Source organism: Thermocrinis jamiesonii (genome assembly GCF_000702425.1).
Lineage (GTDB): Bacteria > Aquificota > Aquificia > Aquificales > Aquificaceae > Thermocrinis > Thermocrinis jamiesonii.
This window is the reverse complement of record NZ_JNIE01000003.1, coordinates 202,080-224,599: the sequence shown is the minus strand read 5'-3', so window position 1 is coordinate 224,599 and position 22,520 is coordinate 202,080. Positions and strand designations below refer to the sequence as shown.

Sequence of the window (22,520 nt, the reverse complement as noted above, 5' to 3'; positions counted from 1 at the left end):
AGGTTTTCCATGCAGTTTTTCTTGGACACGGGAAATGTGGAAGAGATAAAGCAAGCCTTAGAGTGGGGTATTTTGGATGGTGTTACTACCAATCCAAGCCTTATAGCAAAGACAGGCAGGCCCTTTCTGGAAGTAGCAAAGGAAATTCTGCAGTTGGTGGATGGACCGGTGAGCTTAGAGACTGTGTCAAGGGACGCAAAGGGTATGATTGAAGAAGGTAGAAAGCTTGCGGATCTTGGCGACAATGTGGTGGTAAAGATTCCCATGACTCCAGAGGGTATAATAGCTGTGCAGGAGTTGGAATCAGAAGGCATACCGGTTAATGTTACCTTAGTGTTTTCCCCATCCCAAGCTCTCATAGCTGCAAAGGCTGGAGCTACGTATGTTTCACCTTTTGTAGGTAGATTGGATGATGCGTCAAACGAGGGTATGAAAATCATAAGGGAAATAAAGACCATCTTTGACAATTACGATTACGATACGCAGATCATAGTAGCAAGCGTGAGACATCCAATGCACGTGGTAGAAGCGGCGCTCATAGGGGCGGACATATGCACTATGCCCTTTGAGGTAATGAAAAAGCTATTCCAACATCCATTGACGGATAAAGGAATAGAGCTATTCCTTAAGGATTGGGAGAAAGTGCCAGGAAAACCTTTCTAAAACTTCTTCCCAGAGAAAAGCCTGATCAAGTCGTTTAGTATTACAAAAAGGGAAAGGGCTATTATAAGAGCTAAACCCGTTTTTTGCCAAGCTTCTTTGAACTTAACAGAGAGCGGTTTTCTTCTCAACATCTCAATAAAGAATAGAACTATCAGGCCCCCATCAAGCATGGGAAGTGGAAGAAGGTTGAATATGGCTAATTGAACAGAGATAAAGGCTAACAGGTTTAAGTAAGGGATTATTCCCTGCTGGGCAGACTGTCCTGCCAACTGGGCAATGGCTATAGGTCCCCCCAAGTTTGTAGGAGACAAAGCGCCAGTTATCATACTCCACACAGCCTTTAAGGTTAGCCCAGAAAGAAGAACGATCTTTTCCACACTGGCAACTAAGGATTCATAAACTCCTTGTTTTAGTCTTACCGTTTCTATATGTGGTATAACACCTATCACGGAAAGGTTGGTTTTTGGATCCCTCATAGGAAGGATCGTTAATTCTTTTTCCCTTCCGTCCCTTTCTATTCTTAGGTTTATCTTTTCGGAGGACCTTATGAGCTTTACCGCCTCTTGCCAAGTTTTAACCTCAACTCCGTTTATGCTTAATATTCTGTCTCCCTTTCTTATACCCACCTGATGGGCAGGGCTTCCTTCTAACACACCACCAATAACAGGCTCTATGATAGGCTCCGCGCCAAAGGCTTTTGGGTTTCTAACATCCAACTCCCCCCTTAAAACCTCAACCTTTCCACCTCTTAGCACTTCCACAGTTATTGTCCTTGCAAAGATCTCTCTTAGCATTCTTTCCTCTAAGTCTTTCCAGGTTTTAACCTCCTTTCCGTTTACGGAAAGCACCAAGTCCCCTTCCCTTATACCTAATCTTTCAGCCAAGCTATTTTCTTGCACATACCCCACCACAGGTTTTTCTAAAGCATACTTTGGAACTTCTTTACCCAACACACCAAGAAACCAAAAGACAAGGATCGCCAGAATGAAGTTAAAGAATGATCCCGCAAAGGCTATTAGTATTTTCTGCCAATTGGGCTTGGAGGAGAAAGCTCTCGGATCCGCTAAGTTATCCTCTTCACCGTAAAGCTTGACAAATCCACCCAAGGGTATGACTGAGAGCCTGTACTCAGTTTCTCCATACTGCTTTTTTAAGAGCACAGGACCAAAGCCTATGGAAAAGACTTCCACCTTTACACCAAAAAGCTTGGCAAACAAGAAGTGCCCAAGCTCGTGAAACCAAATTAAAACACCTATGAGTACTAAAAAAGCTACTACGTATTCCATTCCGCAAGAATCTCGTCAGGTATTCTAAAGTTATCCCTAAGTTGCCCGTTGCCAAGTATTACAAACTTTTGTATGGTTAGCTCTTCCAAAGCCATTGGACCTCTTGCGTGTATTTTGTCTGTGGAAATACCCATCTCTGCTCCAAGCCCAAACTCGTTGCCATCGGTAAATCTTGTAGATGCATTAACATAAACCGCAGCGGAATCTACTTCTGCAAGGAACTTCATAGCCTTTGTGTAATTTTCTGTTATTATGGCGTCTGAGTGCTTTGAACCATACTTTTCTATAAATTCTATGGCTTCGTCCAAACTGCCCACCACCTTTATGGCAAGTATCAAGTCCAAAAACTCTTCGTAGTAATCCTCCTCCGTTGCGGGAACAGCCTTCACAAAGTCAAGCTTTGGATGGGATTTTATTACCTTTAGGCTCTCTTCATCGCACCTTAGCTCCACACCAGCCCTTCCGAGTATGTAGGCCATCTTTGGAAGAAAGCTATTAAGAATATTTCTGTGGATTATCAGGTTCTCTACCGCATTGCAAACAGATGGTCTTTGAACCTTTGCGTTATAAACTATGTGATAAGCCTTTTCCAAGTCCGCCTCTTCATCTACGTATATGTTGCAAACTCCTTTGTAGTGCTTTATAACCGGTACTTTTGCGTTTTCGGCTACCGCCCTAATTAAACTTTCTCCACCCCTTGGAATAGCTACATCTACCTTACCCTCCATTTTAAGGATTTCCCAAACTATCTCCCTTTCCGGTCTATCTATGAACTGAATAGCTTCTTCCGGAAACCCCTCTTTAACTGAAGCTTCTCTTAACAGTTCCACAAGCGCCCTGTTTGAGTTTATAGCTTCCTTTCCACCTCTGAGTATTACAGCGTTGGAAGACTTTATACAAAGGGAAGCTGCCTCTACGGTTACGTTGGGCCTTGCTTCGTAGACGATAAAGATCACACCCAAAGGCACCCTCATCCTTCCAACCCTTAAGCCGTTGGGAAGGGTCCACATACGGGTTATTTCTCCCACAGGGTCCGGAAGGCTCGCCACATCCTTCAGCACCTTTATCATACCATCTATTCTTTTGTCGTTTAGAACAAGCCTATCTATCAAAGCAGGAGAAAGACCTTGGGCTACCGCATACTCCACATCTTTTTTGTTTTGCTCCTTTATGTGGTCCCTTTTTTTGTCCAAAAGCTCTGCAGCGGTTAAAAGGGTTCTGTTTTTTACCTCCGTAGGAATAGAGCTCAAGGTCCTTAATACCTTCCTTGCCCTATCTACCTTTTCTTCTGCATAAACTTTTAGCTCCATGGCAGAACTCCTTAACTTAGTTTGATAGTTTTGATTCAAGCTTTTCTACCCTAAGAAGTATATCGTTGATTATTTCTTTGTTCGAAATAGCTTCCTTTAATTCACCGCTTATCTCAGATAGTTTATAATGCAGATAGTCTATCCTACTGTTTATCTGATCAATCCTTGCGGTGTTTTCCCTTATCTCGTATTTTAGTTCAGCCCTTATTTCGTCAATTCTTTTGTTTGTTTCGTCAATCCTTATAGTATTTTGCATGATTTCTGCTTTCAGTTCAGCCCTTGTTTCGTCAATTCTTTTGTTCGTGTCGTCAATTCTTTTGTTTGTTTCATCAATCCTCATAGTATTTTGCATAATTTCTGCTTTCAGTTCAGCTTTTGTCTCATCAATTCTTTTGTTTGTCTCATCAATTCTTTTGCTAAGCTCGTCTATTCTTTTGTTTGTTTCGTCCAACTTTCTTTCCAAGGCAAGCTGACGTTCTTCCAAAGCGCTCATTCTGGCTTCTATGCCAGCCATTCTTGCGTTCATTGATTCAATAGCCAATCTGTATCCGCTTAGCTCACCGCTCACAGATACCTTAAAGTCCCTAAGTTCTTCTTTTATCTCTCCAAGGACAACATCCTTTAACTTTTCCAAAATTTTCTCCAAATCCACAGGATATATTATAATTCTTTCCCTCATGGGGGTCTATAAAATAGCGGTTTTGAAAGGGGACGGAATAGGTCCAGAGATCGTAGATTCTGCAATAAAAGTGCTAAGGCATGTGGAAAAGCTCTCTGGACACAGCTTTGAGTTGGAAGAGGGTCTAATTGGTGGCATAGCCATTGACCAAAAGGGTGAGCCTCTTCCAAAGGAGACCCTGGACCTATGTTTGCAAGCGGATGCGGTGCTTCTTGGAGCGGTGGGTGGTCCAAAGTGGGATAACCTACCCACATCCAAAAGACCGGAGAAAGGATTACTGCAGATAAGAAAAGCTTTGGACCTTTACGCAAACTTAAGACCTGCAAAGGTTTATGAGCCTCTGATTCAAGCGTCTCCCTTAAAAGAAGAAACCGCAAGAGGAACTGACTTTATCGTAATTAGGGAACTGACCGGAGATGTGTATTATGGAGAACCAAGGGGGATCTTTATAGAAAACGGCAAGCGTGTTGGCATAAACACCATGAGATATACGGAAGATGAGATAAGGAGGGTTGTAAAGAAAGCCTTTGAGATAGCAATGAAAAGAAGAAAGAAGCTAACCAGCGTGGATAAGTCCAACGTGCTTGAGGTTAGCGGGCTTTGGAAAGAGATCGTGGAAGAGGAGAGTAAAAATTACCCGGAGGTGGAGTTGGAACACCTTTACGTAGATAACTGCGCAATGCAGATAGTAAGAAGGCCCTCTTCCTTTGACGTGATCGTCACAGGAAACATCTTTGGAGACATACTCTCAGACGAAGCTGCGGTAATAACAGGAAGCTTGGGTATGTTGCCTTCTGCAAGCCTTGGAGAAAGGTATGCCCTTTATGAGCCAGTGCATGGCTCTGCTCCAGACATTGCGGGTAAAGGCATAGCCAATCCAATAGCCACCATACTTTCAGTTTCCATGATGCTAAGGTATTCGTTTAACTTAGAAAAGGAAGCGCAAGCCATAGAAAAAGCTGTGGAAAAAACTCTTGAAAAGGGCTACAGAACACCGGACATATACTCGGAAGGTTGCCTAAGGGTTGGCACCCAGCAAATGACTGACGCTATAATAAAGTCCTTGGAGGAAGTATGGCAAGAGTTATATTGATCTTTCTATTTTTTCTCTCCTTTGGCTTTTCGGACGAGCTGAAGGAAAAGCTAAAAGCCTTCTTTGAGAGGGAAGGTTACGTTATAAAGGTAGAGGGAGATAGGGTTTGGGTGGATATAAAAAATCTGAGAGAAAAGGAAGAGCTGACAGTCCTTAGGGAAGGAGAAGAGATCATCCATCCTATCACAAAGCAATCCCTCGGGAAAGAGTTAGAAAGAATTGGTAAGATAGTGGTGGAAGAGGTTAAAGATAACTTTTCCGTGGGAAAGCTGGTAGAAGGTAGAGGTATAAAGCCCGGTGATAGGGTAAAGGTTGAGATAAAGAGTCTTTGCTACGAAGGCTCAGAAGAGGGATACTTTCTGTTAAGCTCTGTGTTTGCCAGAGTAGAAAAGGGTAAAGGTTGCGCTTATACAGTTAGAGAATTTGAAAGGGGCTATGGGGTAGAATTTAAGGGCTCTGCTATAGCTTTTTTTGAAAAACCTACAGTGGGAGTGCCAAAGGCAAGCTTAGAGGACATAAATATTTTGGTTAAAGGAAAGTTTGTAAAACAGCTACCAGGTCTCCCCATCTCTGCGGATGTGGGAGATGTGGCAGGAGACGGAAAGGACCATCTGGTAATTCTCTTTTCTGGAAGGGTAGAGGTGTATGAAATCGTCAGAAACGACATAGTTTTAAAAGCTTCTTACTCTTTACCTGCGGGAGTGCCCGTATCCGTAGTGGTGGCATCCATAGGAGATGAAAAGAAGGATTACATAATCGTAAATATGGTCTCTGGAACAAGGGCAAACTCTGTAATACTCAAGATGGTAGGCGGAGTTTTAGTGCCTGTGCTAAAGGATGTGCCATACATAATGGGTGTTTTGGACAAAACAAAACCAAAGGAAACCTTTCTGGGCCAAAGGTTTGACTCAAAGGTAAAGTTTGGTAACGTGCTGAGGTTGAGTTTTGAAGGAAACAAACTCCAAGAAAGAGGCTTCTTTTTAGCACCAAGGGGTTTTAGAATAGACTCTGCCATATACTACGAAAACTATCTAATTTTTGTGGATGGGACCGGAAGGCTAAAAGTCTTTGAAGGTGATTCGGAAGTTTATGCGTCGGAAGACAGCTTTGACGGTTCCTACGCTTACGCAGAAATAGTTGAGGATATAAAGGACAGAGTGGTTTTCTATCCAAAACCGGCTTTGGTTAATTTGCTAAACTTTAGGTTTGCCTTGGTGCCAAAAAACACGGCAGGGAACGTGCTTAAAATTTTGGACATTCTTAAGTTTTCCAGAGGGGAGCTTGTGATAGTTGGAGAAAGGAAAAAAAGTCTCGTGTTCTCAAAGACAGTTAGGGGAAGCGAGTTTTTGGAAGCCATTCAAGCGGTAGTTAGCACAAAGGACGGAAGGGTTTTTGTTCTTACAGGAAGAGTGGGCACCATTCCGGTGCAAGATAAAGGAGAATTATACGAGTTAGAATTTAGACTCCTTTAAACCTTCTTAGATTTACAAGTGCCTGCGCTAAGGAGTTTCTGTAATCCTCTGCGCACTTTATCGTGTGTTCTATAAGCCTTAGCAATTCCTCAGCCTGCTCTTTTGTTAGGTTGTCCATTGGAAGACTGGAAAGCTCCTGAAGTTTCTCAAGAGCTGTGTTTATTTGCCTTTCCTTTAGAGCTAACTCACATTCCAGGAGCAACCTTTTGGCTTTTTCCATAATGGATCCTTTCTACCTCTTCCCAAGACTCCCTTAAGCCTTTGAGTATGTTTATTATCCTTTCAAGCTTTGCTGGGTCTTCTTTGAACATCTGGGACGTTAGCTCATCCATCAAAGCAGTGTATATCTCCCTTAGGTTCTTTGCTATCTCTCCTCCTTTTTCCATGTTCAAGGTTGCGTCCAACACGTTTATGATCTCTAAGGCTTTTCCTATGGCTTGGTATTTTCTCTCTTTCAAATCAAAGTCCTCTGAAGGGCTGTCCATCAACTCAAGGGCGGTTTCAAGGGAAGAAATAGCCTTATCGTAAAGCATTATAACAAGACGCACTGGGTTTGCATTCATCACCATGTTTTCAAGGTAAGGGTTATTGATCATTTTTTACCTCCTTGCATTTCAGATAGGGATACTATAAAGATTCTCATTCTTTCCATGATCTCTTGCGCCTGGTTTATAAAAACTTCCACGCTGGAAAACTCACGCTTTAATCTTTGCTCTTCCTCGATCAACTGTTCCTGAAACTTAGCCATCCTTTCGTTTATGTCATCTATACTGGACTGATAGTCGTTGATGAAGAACTGAAAGTCTATCCTTGTTTGTTCCAAATAGGTTCCATAGCTAATTTTTAAACCTTCTATTAGTCTCTTTAGCTCTTGGGGATTGTTAGAAGCCAGCTCATCCACAGCAGAGCCGTTAAAGGTAAGTGTTCCATCTTCGTTATAAGAGACTATACCGTATCTGAATAGAGGGTCCAACATGTTTGCCAAAGAGTTTTTAACTCCTGTTATTATCTGATCACCTTGGAATAGCCCTTTATCTTTGTCCGTCATCTCGTTTATCTGCTTAACAACAGCGTTGTATTTATTCACAAAGTCCGAAAAGAAATTCTTTACCTTTGAGTAATCGTCCCTTATGGTTATCGTAGCGCTCCCAGTATTCTTCAGTTCTACGGTCAGACCAGTTATTACGTTTTCCAAAGTGTTTGAGGGATTGCTAAAGGTAGTGCTTCCTATGGTGATCTGCGCATTCTTGGCAAATTGTAGAGGGTTGCCGTAGTCAAGCCCCCAGGTTCCGTTTAGGTTCATAGCGCTTGCTTCAGAAATTACAAAGGTGTTAGTTGAAGGGTCTGTTTCCAACCTTGAGTCTGCCTCGTTCTTTTCAGATAGCATAAGTCTGTATTTTGTTCCGTCGTAAAAGATGCTTGCCACTATTCTTGAGCCTGCCCTTTCGTTTATCTGTCTTACAAGGTCCTCAAGCTTGCCACTACCTGCGCTTATACTAAAAGTTTCGTAGTCACCATCGTCTTTTGCATATCGCAGTTGAAAGTCGTTCCAAGTTATGGTATCGTTCAGATCCCTTACTCCACCTCTTGAAAGCATTATTTCCTTAGAAGATAGCTGATCTACGGTTACGTTTAAGGTTACGTTAGGGGCATCTGCACTTGCAGTGGCAGTTAGTACGTCCGTGTTAGAAGAGGTGGCACTTTTTTGCTTGAATAGGTCCTCCACTGAAAGGTTGGAAAAGAGGTTGTTGAAGGCGTCTACAGCATTTGCCAGCTTTGATAGGCTCTCTTGCTTTGCTTTTATCTGAGCGCTCTCCTGAGCCATCCTCTCAAGGGGCAAAGACTTTATGCGCAAGATTTGATCCACTATGGAACCCCAGTCAAACTTCCCGGTTATGTTGCTAAAGTAAATCTCTCCAGCCATGATTTATACCTCTTTTTCTATAAGCAAACCTAAAAGCTGGTCTATGCGTTTCATAAGCTCCAAAAGATAGTCAGGTGGTATCTGTCTTATTACCCTGTTGGTCTCCCTCTCTATAATCTTCACCACCGGTATTTCCAATTCCTGGTCTATGTCTATTTTAAGGTATTTGCTTAGCATGTCAAACTTTCTTTTTATTTCCTCAAAAAGCCTTTGGAGTTCTTCAGAGCTTACTTTCCTCTCAGCTTGAGCTTCTTTTATCTGTTGCTCCATTTCTTTTTGGATCTTTTTTAGCGTACCTTCTACGTTGGACAAAAGCTTCTGTCCCTCCACGTTTAACTCTTTGTATTCAAAACCTTGACTTACCTTATCTACCCTCATGGCTAAAACCTAAAAAAAGGAAGGGTCAAAGACCCTTCCTTAAATACTTTTTACCTGAGAAGCTGTAGCACCAACTGAGGCAATGCGTTCGCCTGCGCCAACATAGCTATAGTGGACTGCATCTTTATTTGTAGTTTGGTGAAGTTTGTCATCTCTTCTGCGTAGTCGGTATTCCTAATGACGTTTTCCGCTTCCTTGGTATTGTCATAGGCTACCTTTTGGGCGTCAAAGATAGACTGCAGGTTGTTCATCACCGCACCAATGTCAGAACGCAGTCTATCCACATACTGCATCGCCTTTTTGGTAATAAGCAGAGCCCTTTCTGCTCCCTCGTTTGAAGTTACATCTATGGCGTATAGGTTAGTGAAGGTGGAGTTTATAGTAGCATCAGGCCCAGTTCCACCCACAATATCAATCCCACTTTCATTTACCACAAAGCTGTCTGTTCCTGCTATATGCAAGCTACCCACCTTTATGGCGTGGGCAGTGCCTGAACTCGTAAAAGAAAAACTATTTGCACCTTCTAGAAGTTGGCCAAGGTTAACATATACAGTGCCACTTGATACGTTAACTTCAGCCTCTATGCCTATTGTCTCTCCGTTGGAAGTTTCCAAGACTAACTTTCCGTTATCTGCACGGGCTGAAATGGGGGAGTTTGCTGCAGAAGCTGCGGAGTTGATCTGAGTCACTAAATCGTTCAGCGTGGTAGCTGCGGTAATTCCAGTTATTGAAAAGGTAGGACTGGTTACGCTTTCTTGTCCAATGTAAAAGTGAAGTGTCACAGTACCATCGCCGGTGATTAATCCAGTGTAAGTTTCTGCCACACTTCTGTTGCTTGCGGTTGCCTCTATGCCCATGGCAGCCAAAGTGGCGTTGTTGTTTATGTTGCGTGCGGCGGTAGCAGCGTCAACAAGGTATGTTCCAGAAGTAACACTCAACACATTCTGCCCCGCTACCCTTAAGTATTCGGTTGCTGAAGATAAAAGAAACTCGTCTGGAGCAGAAGAAGAAATTTCTCCGGTACCTGAGGTAATACGTCCAGTTCCGCTTACTATATGCGCTCCCAAGGACTCAGCCCTCACGTCCCCTATGGAGACTAATACAGTTTGATCCATCCTTGGTCCGTAGTGGATGTATTTGCCGGTAAATGTTCCATCCAAAAGCTTGATCCCGTTGTATTCTGTGTCTGTTCCGATCTTTTGGATGGCGTCCCTTAGGTTTGCTATTTCCTGTTGTAGAGAAGCTCTCGCGTTGGGGTCGTTGATATCGTTTGCTGCTCTTACTGCCCTTGCATAGATCCCCCTTAGCCTTTCAAAGATCTGACCAGCTGCATTTTCCGCAATCCTGAGGGCGGATATGCCAGTTCTTATGTTCCTGTTGCCTTCTTCTAAACCGGTAGCAACAATGGACAGCTGGTCTGCTATAAACAGCCCTGCTGCGTCATCTGCAGCTTCCAAAATCCTCATACCCGTAGACAACCTCAGGAGAGACTTGTTCATCTCCCTTTGGTTTACAAGGTATGCGGTGTGGGTTGATGCAGCTTCGTAGTTAAAGTTGATCCTCATAGCTAACACCTCCTTTAAGGTTTTCTAATTCTTTATATCGGACTTTTTTTCAATTTTTTAATTAAAATTTCTTCCGTGTTGGGGGTTTTTCGGGCTATAAAAAAGCCTACGTTTCTTGATACTGAGTTGCACAAAGAGCTAAGGATAAAGCTTCCAGAAGATTACAGCTTTTGCTGGGACGTGGATGTGGTGCCTGTAGGGTTTTCCGAAATCTTGAGCGTTTCTATGTATTATCCGGTGTTTTTTGGTGTTTCAGAAGGGGAAGTATTTCCTTTTGTGGTGATGGGGATAAACCGTAGGAACGTATATTTAGATCCCGAGGGAAGGTTCAAGGTGGATGTAATACCCAATGCGATAAAGCTCTATCCTTTTTCTGTTGTGCGCACAAAAGAAGGAGAAGTCAAGCAATGGACGGTGGTATTTGATAGGGTTTGGGAAGACAAAGAAGGAGAAAGGCTCTTTGATGAAGAAGGCAATGAAACCGCCTTTTTCTCAGACATAAAGTCCAAGCTTGAGGAGTTGGCTTTTGACTTTGAAAAGGCTCTCAACTTCTCCAAGGAGATGTTAGAAATTGGATGTCTAAAGCTTCTTTCAAGCTTAGAGGTGGAAGCCAAGGGGGAAAAGGCAGTTTTTAAGAACGTGCTAATAGGAAACATTGACACCCTTTCAAAACTTTCTCCAGAAAAGCTATATTACCTAAACAACGTAGGCTATCTACCCATTTTGTATTCCGTATACTTCAGCATCAGAAACTTTAAGCTTTTTGACCTTCTTTAGTGAGGCCACATAATATCTGCGCAGGATATGGCAATGCTGTCTTGCAAAACTTTCTCCCAGTTTATACCACTATCACCTTTTACTCCTATGGCAAACTGAAAGTTACCAAGCAGTCGGGCATTTACATAAAGAGGTTTCAGATTTTCAAGAATTATGTAAGCTACCGTTTGTGGAGTAAGGTTGATAATTCTGTTTTGGTTGTCCTTCAACTGAACCGCTTTTGGAGTAATACCCTCAAGGACAGTTCCAGTCAAAAGAGGCTCGGTAAAGACTACAACCTCCTTAAAACCTGCCAACTTCAGCGCATAAAAAAGCGTCCAGGGCTTGAACCTGTTGATGTGGTTCGGTGGATAGTCACCCCACCACCATTTGAACTTTCTGTAGCTCAGCGCCATGTTTTCAAACTTAAAGTAGGGGGGACAGCTGAGGATCACAAAGCCACCCTCTTCTAACATACTGTAGATCTCATTTAAAAACTTCATCGGCTCCTCTAAGTGCTCAATAACCTCAAAGGCGGTGATTACCTTGTAAGGGCCTCTGTAGTCCTCCGGAAGCTCGTCAAAGGTCAAAGCCTTTACAACCTTAAGTTTATACTTTTTCCTTGCTATTTCTACTGCCTTTTCTCCCGCATCCATCCCGTAAACGTCAAACCCAAACTTTTTGGCTATTAAAAGAAAGTTTCCAGTGCTACAACCCACATCCAACAGCTTTCCCTTTGGAATCAGAGAAAGTATAGGTAGTAGAACGTTAAACCTTGGCAATCTTTCCCATTTTTTGCGCTCAAGCTCTTCCTCTTGGGCATCCAAATAAGATGTGTAAGGTATTTGGGTAAATTCTAACAAACCTTCTGTTTCTCCCTCATAAGCTTGGTCGTAGTCCATAGCCCTTCTTGGATAGCTAAATTGCAAACCACAGGATGGACATTCAAATATGCGGTAGCCGTTTATTACCTCAAAAAGGCTAAAGTTAGAAGAGTTCTGACACAACGGACACCTTTCTGGCTTTGGATAGTCTTCCTGAGTTGTTAGTTCTGCATCCCTTAGGGCGTAGTATATAACCTTTGGTGGTATGTTCTCAAAGCATGGACTGTAAAACTGGTTTTTAAGCTTTGCCTCTGGGCATGGCTCTCCTATGGCATGTATTCCACAAGGAGACTTGCAAGTTTGCCCGGTGTAATTTGCCCTTACGGGAATAACCGTTGGATAGGTGCCTGCGGTATTGAATATCTCTATTGGACCACTTATGGCAACGGTGGGTTTTTTTAGACCACCTGCTATGTGAAGGGTGGCGGTGTCTGTGGTTAATACGACGTCTGAAAGATAAACAGCAGCAACCAAGTATCTTAAGTCCTTCATAAGGTAAGATAGGTTCGCAGCCTTTATTCCGTAAATGTCAAGGGAAGTTTCCACTACGATGTCTTCTGTTGGAAGACTGCACACTACGGGCACGTATTCCTTTGAAATGTATTCTTCCAAATCCTTCAGCATCTTTGGTGGTAAGGTGCGATGAACAGAGGAGGCAAGGTAATGGAAAAGCAAAACCTTTTTACCACCAGACAGCCTTCTTATTTCTTCAAAAACGGGCCTTAGTTCCTCCACCACTTTATGGTCTACATAAACGTCCGGCGTTTCGTCTTCCGCAAAGTATAGCCTTAGTTTCCACAAAAACCACTTGACCATGTTGAGGTTATCAAAGGATGGAGTATTGACCATCTCCACAGCCCTTACTATGTAGTTTGCTTTCAACACATCCCTCAGTAGTGTAGGATGGGGGAGTAATCTATCTATATAGGGCAGTTTTTCTAAAACAGGCTTTGCCCTGCCAGACACCGCTACCCAAAGCTTAGCCCTCGGATACCTTCTTTTTAGTTCCCTAAGTGCTACCGTAGAACAAAGCACGTCTCCTATTGCTCCTTGCATAAAGACAAATATGGTTTTACCGTTTAGATTTTCTCCTTCGTAAATGGGCGGAAGTTTTGTGGATGTTTGTTTGAAGCTTTCCCGAATTTGCTCAGGCAAGAGCTTAAAGACATCCTCTGCAAACAAAAGCTCCTCTCCTTGGTTTATGCTGAACTTGTATCCGTTAAACTCAAAGTTAAGCTTTTTTGTTGCCCTGACGGTAATCATTGGGTGCATTATAAACCATCGCTTATAATTTATGCAAAAAAATTTAAGGAGGTAAAGCATGGAGTTTAAGCACGTGTTCGTATGCGTCCAGCAAAGGCCACCGGGACATCCTATGGGCTCCTGTTCGGACAGGCAAAGCAGGGAAGTTTTGCAAAGGTTTATGGAAAAACAGCAAATGGACCCTGAACTTTTTATGAGCTGTATGATAACACCCACAGGTTGTTTAAATGCCTGTGGAGTGGGACCTGTGGTAGTGGTTTATCCAGAAGGTGTGTGGTATGGAAGGGTAAGACCAGAGGATGTGGATGAGATAATAGAAAAGCACATCAAAAAGGGAGAGGTAGTGGAGAGGTTGGCTATTTCTAAAGGCAAACCTCCGGGAATGTTTTAAAACAAAGCCGGGCATTTAAGCCTGCCCGGGTACACCTTCCTCTTCAAATTCAATCTGAATATGTTCCGAAGGCACTATGGTGCTTATGGCATGTTTGTAAACTAAGGTTTGTTGTCTTTTATCTTCTATAAGGATTGTAAAGGTATCAAAGGACTTTATCCTACCTTGAATGCGCACTCCGTTGATGAGATACACGATCACTTTCACTTTTCTTTTCCTTATAGTGTTCAAAAAGGATTCCTGTAAATTATAAGGCATAAGGCAACCTCCTATCTTTCTTGTGTTATTTCAAAAAGTTTTTTGGCTAAGAAAATATAATAATCTGAGTTTTCCAATTTTTCAACAAGTTCCCTATCAAAAGCTTCTGCACCAAAGTAGGCTCCTATGTATGAACCTACCAAGTAGCCTATGGAATCTGTGTCTCCTCCAAATTTACCATAAGAATTCACACTCTCAAAGAATGCCTTTTGGGGATCATCTAAGTTGCTTAAAAAGATAAACAGAGAAAGGGGAAAGGCTTCCAAAACGTAGGTAGAGTTGCCAAGGGCTGTTATAGCATCGTTCAAAGAAGCACGCTTTTGTAAAAGATCTTTCACGCGCTCTATGTCTTTTTTGCTATTTTCATACTTGGCAAACTCTTGTAGAAAGGAAAGAAGGTTTATTCTTTGCTTTAGCTCCTCCAGATGCCACTCTCCGCTTACCAAACTTGCAATGAAAACAGAAAGCATGGCTGATACGTCATAAACTTCTTTGCTTCTATGAGTCATGATGCATACCAACCTTCCACCTTCTGCAGAAAGATAGGGATTATAAAAGTGGAAAAGTCCCACAACCGTGCTTCTTAACACACCTTCCACAGAAGAAGAGTAAAAACAGGCTTTCTCTAAGCTTATTCCAGAGGAAAGAAGGTCTATGGCTGTTAATAGGGCCGGATCTGGATAGCGATGCTTTGACTCTTCTTTTCTCCACTTTACCAGCTTGCTAAAGAAATGATAGGGGTCTATGCCCTTTCTTTCTACTATGCTTTCAAGAAGCAAAAGACTAATGGTTGTCTCATCAGAAACTTCTTCGGGCTTAAAGCCGTAAGCTGGACTTTGGGGATGGGGATCTACGAATCCTTCTATCGGTCCCCCGTAAAAGCTGAATACTTCTTCCTCAGTTAAGTCTTCTACCGATTTTCCTATTGCATCTCCCAAAGCGGCACCAACGATGGTGCCGACAAACTTACTCTCAAGGTCCATCAGTATAGCTTACCCATTCTTCTTGCCAGCTCTTTTAGCCTCTCTATCCTCTTTTCTGTGGGCGGGTGAGTAGAAAAGAGCTCCCATATGCCTCCACCTTTTAGCGGATTTTCTATGAAGAGGTGGGCAGTTCCTTGATTGACCTCTGCAGGGATGTTATAAACGTAATAGTGGATCTTTTCCAAAGCCCTTGCCAAAGCAAGAGGGTCCCCGCTTATCTTTGCACCCGTTTCGTCCGCCAAATATTCCCTTGACCTTGAGATTGCCATCTGAATTAGAGTAGCTATTATGGGAGTTACGATTATCAAAAGAATACTGCCTACTATAGATAAAGGATTTTGATTGCCCTCTTCATCCCTTGAGTGTCCAAAAAGCAAAGCAAACTGAAGCATATTAACCAAATAAGAAATCGCTCCAGCAATCGTAGCAGCCATTGTTGCTACAAGCACGTCTCTGTTTTTGATGTGTCCAATTTCGTGGGCTAAAACACCCCTAAGTTCGTCTCTATCTAACAACCTGAGTATGCCGGAGGTTACCGCTACTACACCATTGCTCGGACCCCTTCCGGTAGCAAAGGCGTTTGGCTGTTCCATCGGGACTAAATAGATCTTGGGTTTTGGTATGTTTGCCCTCTTGGCAAGTTCCTCCACCATGGCGTGCAACCAAGGAGCCTCTTCGTAGCTTATCTCCCTTGCACCATACATAGCCAAAACGATCTTATCGGAAAACCAGTAAGTCAAAAAGTTCATAATGCCGGCAAGTATTAGCGCAATGGTCATACCAACTTTACCAGCTATCAGATTTCCTACAAACAGAAATATACCGGTTAGCAAACCAAGCAGTAGCACGCTTCTAATCATGTATCCCATACTTTTTCACCTCCTGCAGTAAAGGGGTTTTTATATAAATATAATCTTATCGCCAATGCTTTAGTTCTCTTTCCATCTGTCTTTTCATATCCCTTTCCCTTAGCTCTTCCCTGCGGTCGTATGCTTTCTTACCTTTTACCAGCGCAATTTCTACCTTTACCTTCCCGTTTTTGAAATAAACCCTTAGGGGTATTATGGTAAAACCTTTTTGCTGAACTTTACCAAAAAGTTTAAGGATTTCCCTTTTGTGCAGTAAAAGCTTTCTCTTCCTCAAGGGATCAGGTGGTTTTATGGTAGCATACCTGTATGGAGCTATGTATAGGTTATAAAGCCACGCTTCTCCGTTTTCTATTCTTACAAAACTGTCCTTGAAGGAAACCGTTTGCTTGTTTCTGAGAGCCTTTACCTCTGAACCTTCAAGCACAATACCCGCTTCGTAGGTTTCTATAACCTCATACTCTGCCTTTGCTTCTTTGTTGTAAGCTACGGTAAATTCTCCCGTTTTTTTCAACTTTAGCCTCCTGAGTTGTTTTCAAACACTTTTACGCATTATAATCTAAAGCTATGGGCTTGAAAATATACAACACCTTAAGTGGTAAATTGGAGGAATTTGTGCCTATAAATCCACCTGAGGTTAAGATATACACGTGCGGTGTAACTGTTTATGATGATTCCCACGTGGGACACGGTAGAAGCTTGATAGTCTTTGATGTGTTCAGAAGGTATCTGATGCACCTTGGTTATAAGGTAAAGTTTGTCAGGAACTTCACCGATGTGGATGACAAAATCATAAACAGGGCAAAAAGCGAATGCACGGACTTTATGACCATAGCCAACAGATACATAGCAAGCTATTACAGAGACATGGAAGCCATAGGTGTAAAACCTGCAGATGTAGAGCCAAGGGTAACTGAACACATAAAGGAGATAATAGAGCTGATATCAAAGCTTATTGAGAAGGGTTACGCTTACGAATCTGGTGGAGATGTTTATTTTTCCGTATCCGCATTTCCCGAATACGGTAAGCTTTCAAAGAGAAACCCTGAGGAGTTGGAGGCAGGTGCGAGAGTAGAACCCTCCGAAAAGAAAAGAAATCCTTTGGACTTTGCCCTTTGGAAGTCCGCAAAGGCTGGAGAGCCTGCGTGGGATTCTCCCTGGGGTCCAGGAAGACCAGGTTGGCACACCGAATGCGTAGCAATGATATTCAAACATTTAGGCGAAACCATAGACATACACGCAGGAGGTTTGGACCTTGTTTTTCCTCATCACGAAAATGAAATAGCTCAGGCTGAAGCTTGCACCGGAAAGCCTTTTGCAAGATACTGGATGCACAACGGACTGGTAACCGTAGGCGGTCAAAAAATGTCCAAGTCCCTTGGAAATTACATAACCCTAAGGGAAGTTTATTCTAAATACCATCCAGATGTTTTAAGACTTTTAGTTCTCTTTACCCACTACAGAAGTCCCTTAGACTTCTCTTGGGAAAAGATGGAAGAGACAAAAAAGGCTTACGAAAGGCTAAGAGATGCGGTTCTTGATCTAGAGTTGTTAAAAAACTTTCCTACTGTGGAAGCTTCCGGCGCACCTCATCCACTCTTTGAAAAGGTAAAGGAAGCGGAGGAGAAATTTTTTGAAGAATTAAGTGAAGACTTCAACACACCCGCAAGCTTAGCCCAAATTTTCAACTTAGTTTCGGAACTAAATAAAATAAAGAAAAGCGCCTTTGAAAGAAAGGCAATAACTACACAAGAACTGTCTGCCTATCAGTATGCGGTAGATTCCATTCTAAAACATGTAAAGGGTATATTTGGAATACTCGAAGACATAAAGCCAGAATGTCAAAAGGTTCAGAAAGTGGAAACAGAGCAAGAAAAACCTTTTGTGGATGAAAGACTTATAAGCCTTTTAGTGGATGTTAGAGATAGGGCAAGAAAGATAAAACAGTATGAATTAGCTGACTACATAAGAGAGGAACTTAAAAAATTGAACGTGATTTTGGAAGATACTCCGGCAGGGACAAAATGGAAGGTTCAACGATAATCTTAGATGGCAAAGCGCTTTCAGAAAATATAAGGCAGAAGATAAAAGAAGAAATACAAAGTTACATAGCAAAAGGCTTAAGACAACCCTGTTTGGCAGTGGTGCTCGTAGGGGACGATCCTCCGAGTGTGGTGTATGTAAGGAATAAAAGAAAGGCGTGTGAAAACGTAGGAATAAAGTCTTTGCTTTATCATCTTCCTTATAACACTAACCTCAGTGAGCTTTTGGAACTGATTGCAGAGTTAAACGCAAAAGAAGATGTGGATGGTATTTTAGTGCAATTGCCTTTGCCAAAACACATACCTATGGAGGATGTGATCTTGGCAATTTCACCAAAAAAGGACGTGGATGGATTTCATCCAGAAAACATGGGTAGGCTCTTGGGAAGGCTTGAAGGAGGCTTTATCCCATGCACTCCCTTAGGCATAGACCTTCTTTTAAAACACTATCAAATAGACTTAAAGGGAAAAGACGTGGTTATTGTGGGTGCAGGGTTTATAGTGGGAAGGCCCCTTAGTGCGCTTATGCTTTGGAGGGATGCAACAGTTAGCGTCTGCCATATACATACGAAAGACATAAAAAAATACACCCTTGAAGCGGACATATTAATATCCGCCACGGGAGTTCCACACCTTATAAAGGAAGATATGGTAAAAGAAGGAGCGGTGGTGGTGGACGTAGGAATAAGCAAAGTAGGGGATAAAATTTTGGGAGATGTAGATTTTGAAGCGGTTAAAAACAAAGCCTATGCTATTACACCCGTGCCAGGGGGTGTGGGACCTATGACGGTAAGCGCTTTACTTCTGAATACCCTTCAGGCATATAGAAGAAACTTAGGCAAAGAACACCAACCTTAGCATCCATCCTGTTATAAGCTGAAAACCAACCAAAACCAAACCGAGAAGGCCAAGAATAAATCCAATCTTCTTGGAGCCTTCACTTTTTAGCTTAAAGTAAGCCAAAGTTATGAAGGAAAATACTGTTAGCAGTATGCCGTTCCATTTGTGAGGAAAAGCCCAAAGGAAAGGCAGTTTTGATGCAACCAGCGGAACTTCTGACAATCTAAAACCAAAAAACACCGCTAAAAGAAGGATAAAAGAAAGGACTACGTTTCCGTATAGGGCATACCTGTTTAAACTTTCTCTGCCTGAAAGACTACTCAATATATACATTGAAAACACAACAATAGCCAAGAAAATGGCAGTGTAAGAAAACATTGGGTGTAGTATCATCGCCTTACCTCCACTTCTTGCTCAACACTTATTATGTCCTGATATAAGTCTTTAAGGATCTTTTGGTAGTCCGCTTTACCCTCTGCAACTAAATCCATAAGCTCCTCCAACTCCTTTGTAAATTGCTCAGAGAGAAACTTTTTAATTTTTTCCTCTTTGCTGAGATATTCATACACCATCTTACCCAAACTTGTAGGTATCAAGAAGTTCTTTCTCTCTATCACGTATCCCCTTTCAATTAGCTTGGATATTATCATTGCATAGGTGGATGGTCTTCCCACGCCTCTGTTTTTCATCTCTTGCACAAGCTCTCCATGAGTGTAAAGGTAGGCTTTTGGTTGTTTTCTGAACTGCTTTAGCTCTCTCACGTCCAATTTTCCCTCTAAGGACAAACTCAGTTCCAAAGGAAGAACCTTGTTCCAACCATCTTCCAACACTTCCGCTATGATTTCCTTTTTTTGCTCCAAATTCCCTGCCTTTATTAGAATCTCCTTCACTTTAACTTTTACCGGCTTCATCTGGCTTGCGACGAACCTTTTGAATATTAGCTCGTAAAGAAGTATGTGCTGATTGGTTATGCCTTCAAGCTGTCCGCTCACCTGCATGGACCTTAGTTCTTCTGGTTCAAGCATCTTTGTAGGTCTTATACACTCGTGGGCTCCACCCTCTCCCCAAACCCTTGGATTAAAGTATTCCTCTCCAAACTCTTCTTTTATATACTCCTTTGCTAAGGCAATTCCGTAATCGGAAACCCTCACTGAGTCTGTCCTGTGGTATGTTATAAAACCAAGTTCAAAGAGCGTTTGGGCAAGCTCCATTGTCTTTGGAAGGGAAAATCTATACTTGTCGCTGGCGTCCTTTAGCATGGTGTCCGTTCTATAAGGTGGTGGAGGATACCTTAACTCCTCCTTCTCGGAAAGAGTATGCACTTCCACATACTCTAAGCTGTCAAAAAACTCCTTTGCGGATTGCTTGTCTTCAAACGAAAATTCAACTACGAGCCTTCTGTCCTTTTCTCCTAAATTTACCAAAACTTTATAGATCTTTTTTCTGTGTTCTTTTTCCCTTTCCACTATCCAACCAAGAACGGGTGTTTGAACCCTTCCTGCGGACAGCCAGTTTTTACCAAAAGCGGACCAAAGCATTTGTGAAAACTCAAACCCAACCCATCTGTCCGAAACCCTCCTGACTATCTGCGCCTTAACCTTGTTTTCGTCCACATCCCTTAGCTCGTTGAGGGCTTTGACGATAGCCTTTTTTGTTATCTCGTGAAATTCCATACGTTTTATGCTTTTAGCAAAGGGCTTTAGAAGTTGAGCTATGTCCCACCCTATTTTTTCCCCTTCCGCATCTGGGTCCGTCGCTATGAAAACTTCTTCGCTTTCAAAAGCCAACTTTCTCAAACTTTCCACCAATTCCCTCTTGCCCTCTATGACCTCATACATAGGTTGAATTCCATCGTTCAAAATTACTCCATGAAATCCACCTTCATTGACCAGGTCCAAAACATGTCCCAAAGATGCGGTTATCATCAAATAACGGCTTTCGGTTGAAGTCTCCAAAACCTCATGACCACCAACCCTTCTTCGCACAGCCTTTCCAAAAAAGTTGGCAATGGTCCGGGCTTTGTTGGGAGATTCCACCACTATAAGGACAGGTTTTAAAAGGTCAGTGTTGTTGGAAGGTTTCTCACTCTTTATAAACTCTCTTATAAGGTTCCTGTCCTTTTCTATCTCCTGCATCAGCTCCTCAAGGTTTATCTCTCCCACTTTAACAAATTGAATGTCTTCACTAAACCACCTTACCTTTTTAATTAAATGATTGAAAGCTCTTTTGTCATCTACGAGAACTAAGCTAAGCCCTTTGCTTATTCCACCTGCAAACATTCGTGAAGTCCTACCGCTCGCCTGCAAATAACCGGTCACGTCCGAAACTACCAGCTGATAACCTTCCTCCGTAACCCTCAAACTCACATCTTCGGACTGTCTGAGAATGCTTAAAACCTCTTCTGACCTAAGGAATTCTTCCAGCTCAGCCTTTAACCTATCTATCTTAGCCTTCAACTCAGGCTTGTCGCTTAGAAATTCTTCAGTGAGATACTGATAACTTCTTAACTGAGAAAGCCATCCATCAAGCTTTTGAGAAAGTTGAGGAAGTTTCTTAACTATGTTAGACCTTATGGAACTCAAAGCCCAAAGAAGATGGGACAGATTAGACTCAAGCTTTAACGAAACCACTATCTTTGGCACCCCATAAAACAGAGCATACCTTACTACATGAGGCATGTCAAAGCCACGGGCTAAGGGATTTCTGTAGGATGCTATGCCAATTAGCACATCCACCTGCCCACTTTCAAAGAGCCTTAGGTTTTCTTCCGTCAGCTCTTCGTAGGTTAAAGAAGATATACCCTTAAAGCTTAGCTCTTCTTTAAGAAGATCCACGTATTCCTTACCTTTGTCCGAAGGCACAAAAATAAGACCTCCTTTTCCAAGTTTTCTTATCCACTCTTCCAAAGGTAGGGCATTGATATCTTCGTAAGCATCCACTATGTTTCTCAGGTAAAAGGTAGGTGTGCCTACCTCAAAACCAAGAAGTTCTCTAAAAAGCTTTATCCTGCTGGACTTTGGGTTAGAGGTTGCAGAAGAAACCACAAGGACTCCAGCCTTTTGGTTAGATATCTCCCGTAGTTGTTTGGAATAATCCCTGATCTTGTCCCAGTCCTCCTGACTTTTGTTTGGTTTTTCCTTAAGCTTTATCAGTTTTAGGGCAAGCTCTATATCTTCCTCTGTATATCCCAAAAGGTATAGGGCTTTATCCACGTTCTTTGCAGTCTTCAAAAAGGAATCTACGTCATCCACAAAGATAAAAGAAAAGTCCTTTGGTATAATTTGATAGTTCTTGTAAAGAAACATAGAGGTGGTGATCAAAACGAGGAATTGCCCTTCTACAAGCCTTTTCTTCTTTTCTTCCTTTTCCTTGTTTTTGTCATCTCCAAAGAAAAGTATTTCATTTTCCTTTATGCCAAAATCTTTGAGCTTTCTTACCGTTTGCTCAACCAAAAGCTTTGTAGGAAGTATCACATAGGACTTTTTCCCCTTTTTTGCCAAAAATGAAACCATGGAAAGGCCAAAGGAGGTTTTACCCACACCCGTAGGTGCAAGGAGGGCAAAAGAACTTCCAACCAGCACCCTTTTAGCCCAAGTTTTCTGAAGAGCCCACGGACTTGCAGAAAGTCCCCTTTTAAACTCCTCCATCCACTCCAAAAGCTCCTCTTCCACATTGCATATACTCTTCAATGAACCATCTTTGATACTTTTACAAAGATCATGCTCCACAACCGGAAGACACCTCTCACAAGGAAGACCCTTTGTTAGCCTTTCCGAAGATATATCCCCACCACAATTAGGACACAATTTACTGAAGATAGCCTTTATCATCACTAACTAATTATATACGCTAGGTGAAAAATTACTT

22 protein-coding genes are annotated in these 22,520 nt (G+C 42.3%); 7 read left to right on the top strand and 15 right to left on the bottom strand.

What is annotated here, in order from left to right; translation table 11 throughout:
* Window positions 1-9: 9 nt before the first annotated feature.
* Window positions 10-663: a fructose-6-phosphate aldolase gene (fsa, locus tag K217_RS0103845; RefSeq protein WP_029551816.1), complete on the top strand. Its 654-nt coding sequence runs from the start codon at window positions 10-12 to the stop codon at window positions 661-663.
* Here the strand turns inward: fsa and rseP are convergent.
* Genes rseP through K217_RS07465 form a run of 3 tightly spaced genes read right to left on the bottom strand, consistent with a single transcriptional unit; the run spans window position 660 to window position 3,938 of the window.
* On the bottom strand, window positions 660-1,949 hold the full coding sequence (rseP, locus tag K217_RS0103840) for an RIP metalloprotease RseP (RefSeq protein WP_029551815.1): 1,290 nt from the start codon (window positions 1,947-1,949) through the stop codon (window positions 660-662). The genes fsa and rseP overlap by 4 nt on opposite strands.
* Window positions 1,937-3,259 (bottom strand): glutamate-5-semialdehyde dehydrogenase, encoded by a 1,323-nt coding sequence (locus tag K217_RS0103835; protein ID WP_029551814.1) that lies wholly within the window; start codon window positions 3,257-3,259, stop codon window positions 1,937-1,939. The genes rseP and K217_RS0103835 overlap by 13 nt, the downstream gene beginning before the upstream one ends.
* 16 nt (window positions 3,260-3,275) lie before the next feature.
* Complete coding sequence (locus K217_RS07465; RefSeq protein WP_052178070.1) at window positions 3,276-3,938, bottom strand: coiled-coil domain-containing protein; 663 nt, start codon at window positions 3,936-3,938, stop codon at window positions 3,276-3,278.
* On the opposite strand from K217_RS07465, the gene leuB reads away from it, so the two are divergent.
* A complete protein-coding gene (gene leuB / locus K217_RS0103825; protein ID WP_029551812.1) occupies window positions 3,937-5,031 on the top strand; it encodes a 3-isopropylmalate dehydrogenase in 1,095 nt (364 codons plus the stop codon). The two genes, K217_RS07465 and leuB, sit on opposite strands and share 2 nt — an antisense overlap.
* On the top strand, window positions 5,013-6,503 hold the full coding sequence (locus K217_RS0103820; RefSeq protein ID WP_029551811.1) for a hypothetical protein: 1,491 nt from the start codon (window positions 5,013-5,015) through the stop codon (window positions 6,501-6,503). Before leuB ends, K217_RS0103820 begins: the two co-directional genes overlap by 19 nt.
* On the opposite strand, the gene K217_RS0103815 is transcribed toward K217_RS0103820, so the two are convergent.
* From K217_RS0103815 to K217_RS0103795, 5 genes are read right to left on the bottom strand one after another with little or no spacing between them, the layout of a single operon-like run.
* Complete coding sequence (locus K217_RS0103815; RefSeq protein ID WP_029551810.1) at window positions 6,490-6,723, bottom strand: hypothetical protein; 234 nt, start codon at window positions 6,721-6,723, stop codon at window positions 6,490-6,492. The genes K217_RS0103820 and K217_RS0103815 overlap by 14 nt on opposite strands.
* Entirely contained in the window at window positions 6,689-7,099 is a 411-nt protein-coding gene (gene fliS, locus K217_RS0103810; RefSeq protein WP_038028094.1) for a flagellar export chaperone FliS, read from the bottom strand. The genes K217_RS0103815 and fliS overlap by 35 nt, the downstream gene beginning before the upstream one ends.
* On the bottom strand, window positions 7,096-8,427 hold the full coding sequence (gene fliD / locus K217_RS0103805; protein WP_029551808.1) for a flagellar filament capping protein FliD: 1,332 nt from the start codon (window positions 8,425-8,427) through the stop codon (window positions 7,096-7,098). The genes fliS and fliD overlap by 4 nt, the downstream gene beginning before the upstream one ends.
* 3 nt (window positions 8,428-8,430) lie before the next feature.
* Window positions 8,431-8,805 carry a flagellar protein FlaG gene (locus tag K217_RS0103800; RefSeq protein WP_029551807.1) on the bottom strand — a complete coding sequence of 125 codons (375 nt, stop codon included), beginning with the start codon at window positions 8,803-8,805 and terminating at the stop codon, window positions 8,431-8,433.
* A gap of 50 nt (window positions 8,806-8,855) precedes the next feature.
* Window positions 8,856-10,370: a flagellin N-terminal helical domain-containing protein gene (locus K217_RS0103795; protein WP_029551806.1), complete on the bottom strand. Its 1,515-nt coding sequence runs from the start codon at window positions 10,368-10,370 to the stop codon at window positions 8,856-8,858.
* A gap of 75 nt (window positions 10,371-10,445) precedes the next feature.
* Between K217_RS0103795 and K217_RS0103790 the strand changes: the two genes are divergently transcribed.
* Window positions 10,446-11,147 (top strand): SapC family protein, encoded by a 702-nt coding sequence (locus tag K217_RS0103790; RefSeq protein ID WP_029551805.1) that lies wholly within the window; start codon window positions 10,446-10,448, stop codon window positions 11,145-11,147.
* Here the strand turns inward: K217_RS0103790 and K217_RS0103785 are convergent.
* Window positions 11,144-13,273: a methyltransferase domain-containing protein gene (locus tag K217_RS0103785; protein WP_029551804.1), complete on the bottom strand. Its 2,130-nt coding sequence runs from the start codon at window positions 13,271-13,273 to the stop codon at window positions 11,144-11,146. The two genes, K217_RS0103790 and K217_RS0103785, sit on opposite strands and share 4 nt — an antisense overlap.
* Window positions 13,274-13,331: 58 nt before the next feature.
* Here K217_RS0103785 and K217_RS0103780 point away from each other — a divergent pair, with 58 nt between their 5' ends.
* Window positions 13,332-13,664, top strand: coding sequence for a (2Fe-2S) ferredoxin domain-containing protein (locus tag K217_RS0103780; RefSeq protein ID WP_029551803.1), 333 nt, complete (start codon window positions 13,332-13,334; stop codon window positions 13,662-13,664).
* Window positions 13,665-13,679: 15 nt separating this feature from the next.
* Here K217_RS0103780 and hfq read toward each other — a convergent pair whose 3' ends face one another.
* From hfq to smpB, 4 genes are read right to left on the bottom strand one after another with little or no spacing between them, the layout of a single operon-like run.
* Complete coding sequence (hfq, locus tag K217_RS0103775) at window positions 13,680-13,922, bottom strand: RNA chaperone Hfq (RefSeq protein ID WP_029551802.1); 243 nt, start codon at window positions 13,920-13,922, stop codon at window positions 13,680-13,682.
* Window positions 13,923-13,933: 11 nt separating this feature from the next.
* A complete protein-coding gene (locus K217_RS0103770) occupies window positions 13,934-14,905 on the bottom strand; it encodes an ADP-ribosylglycohydrolase family protein (RefSeq protein WP_029551801.1) in 972 nt (323 codons plus the stop codon).
* Window positions 14,905-15,774: a zinc metalloprotease HtpX gene (locus tag K217_RS0103765; protein WP_029551800.1), complete on the bottom strand. Its 870-nt coding sequence runs from the start codon at window positions 15,772-15,774 to the stop codon at window positions 14,905-14,907. Before K217_RS0103765 ends, K217_RS0103770 begins: the two co-directional genes overlap by 1 nt.
* A 46-nt stretch (window positions 15,775-15,820) precedes the next feature.
* Entirely contained in the window at window positions 15,821-16,285 is a 465-nt protein-coding gene (smpB, locus tag K217_RS0103760; RefSeq protein WP_029551799.1) for an SsrA-binding protein SmpB, read from the bottom strand.
* A 53-nt stretch (window positions 16,286-16,338) separates the two neighbouring features.
* On the opposite strand from smpB, the gene cysS reads away from it, so the two are divergent.
* Both cysS and folD read left to right on the top strand, forming a co-directional pair.
* Window positions 16,339-17,814, top strand: a complete 1,476-nt coding sequence (cysS, locus tag K217_RS0103755; protein WP_029551798.1) for a cysteine--tRNA ligase — start codon at window positions 16,339-16,341, stop codon at window positions 17,812-17,814.
* The gene (folD, locus tag K217_RS0103750) at window positions 17,796-18,671 is read left to right on the top strand and encodes a bifunctional methylenetetrahydrofolate dehydrogenase/methenyltetrahydrofolate cyclohydrolase FolD (protein ID WP_029551797.1); all 876 of its coding nucleotides are present in this window, start codon (window positions 17,796-17,798) and stop codon (window positions 18,669-18,671) included. Before cysS ends, folD begins: the two co-directional genes overlap by 19 nt.
* Here folD and K217_RS0103745 read toward each other — a convergent pair.
* Together K217_RS0103745 and rgy are read right to left on the bottom strand one after the other, a co-directional pair.
* Complete coding sequence (locus K217_RS0103745) at window positions 18,648-19,046, bottom strand: hypothetical protein (protein ID WP_029551796.1); 399 nt, start codon at window positions 19,044-19,046, stop codon at window positions 18,648-18,650. The genes folD and K217_RS0103745 overlap by 24 nt on opposite strands.
* Entirely contained in the window at window positions 19,043-22,483 is a 3,441-nt protein-coding gene (gene rgy, locus K217_RS0103740; RefSeq protein ID WP_029551795.1) for a reverse gyrase, read from the bottom strand. The genes K217_RS0103745 and rgy overlap by 4 nt, the downstream gene beginning before the upstream one ends.
* Window positions 22,484-22,520: the final 37 nt, after the last annotated feature.

Coding starts and splice junctions, on each gene's coding strand:
- K217_RS0103800 (WP_029551807.1), bottom strand. CDS start 8,805: ATGAGGGTAGATAAGGTAAGTCAAGGTTTTGAATACAAAGAGTTAAAC.
- folD (WP_029551797.1), top strand. CDS start 17,796: ATGGAAGGTTCAACGATAATCTTAGATGGCAAAGCGCTTTCAGAAAAT.
- K217_RS0103770 (WP_029551801.1), bottom strand. CDS start 14,905: ATGGACCTTGAGAGTAAGTTTGTCGGCACCATCGTTGGTGCCGCTTTG.
- hfq (WP_029551802.1), bottom strand. CDS start 13,922: ATGCCTTATAATTTACAGGAATCCTTTTTGAACACTATAAGGAAAAGA.
- fliD (WP_029551808.1), bottom strand. CDS start 8,427: ATGGCTGGAGAGATTTACTTTAGCAACATAACCGGGAAGTTTGACTGG.
- K217_RS0103795 (WP_029551806.1), bottom strand. CDS start 10,370: ATGAGGATCAACTTTAACTACGAAGCTGCATCAACCCACACCGCATAC.
- K217_RS0103745 (WP_029551796.1), bottom strand. CDS start 19,046: ATGATACTACACCCAATGTTTTCTTACACTGCCATTTTCTTGGCTATT.
- fliS (WP_038028094.1), bottom strand. CDS start 7,099: ATGATCAATAACCCTTACCTTGAAAACATGGTGATGAATGCAAACCCA.
- K217_RS0103785 (WP_029551804.1), bottom strand. CDS start 13,273: ATGATTACCGTCAGGGCAACAAAAAAGCTTAACTTTGAGTTTAACGGA.
- K217_RS0103820 (WP_029551811.1), top strand. CDS start 5,013: ATGGCAAGAGTTATATTGATCTTTCTATTTTTTCTCTCCTTTGGCTTT.
- fsa (WP_029551816.1), top strand. CDS start 10: ATGCAGTTTTTCTTGGACACGGGAAATGTGGAAGAGATAAAGCAAGCC.
- rgy (WP_029551795.1), bottom strand. CDS start 22,483: ATGATAAAGGCTATCTTCAGTAAATTGTGTCCTAATTGTGGTGGGGAT.
- K217_RS0103780 (WP_029551803.1), top strand. CDS start 13,332: ATGGAGTTTAAGCACGTGTTCGTATGCGTCCAGCAAAGGCCACCGGGA.
- cysS (WP_029551798.1), top strand. CDS start 16,339: ATGGGCTTGAAAATATACAACACCTTAAGTGGTAAATTGGAGGAATTT.
- K217_RS07465 (WP_052178070.1), bottom strand. CDS start 3,938: ATGAGGGAAAGAATTATAATATATCCTGTGGATTTGGAGAAAATTTTG.
- K217_RS0103765 (WP_029551800.1), bottom strand. CDS start 15,774: ATGGGATACATGATTAGAAGCGTGCTACTGCTTGGTTTGCTAACCGGT.
- K217_RS0103815 (WP_029551810.1), bottom strand. CDS start 6,723: ATGGAAAAAGCCAAAAGGTTGCTCCTGGAATGTGAGTTAGCTCTAAAG.
- K217_RS0103835 (WP_029551814.1), bottom strand. CDS start 3,259: ATGGAGCTAAAAGTTTATGCAGAAGAAAAGGTAGATAGGGCAAGGAAG.
- rseP (WP_029551815.1), bottom strand. CDS start 1,949: ATGGAATACGTAGTAGCTTTTTTAGTACTCATAGGTGTTTTAATTTGG.
- leuB (WP_029551812.1), top strand. CDS start 3,937: ATGGGGGTCTATAAAATAGCGGTTTTGAAAGGGGACGGAATAGGTCCA.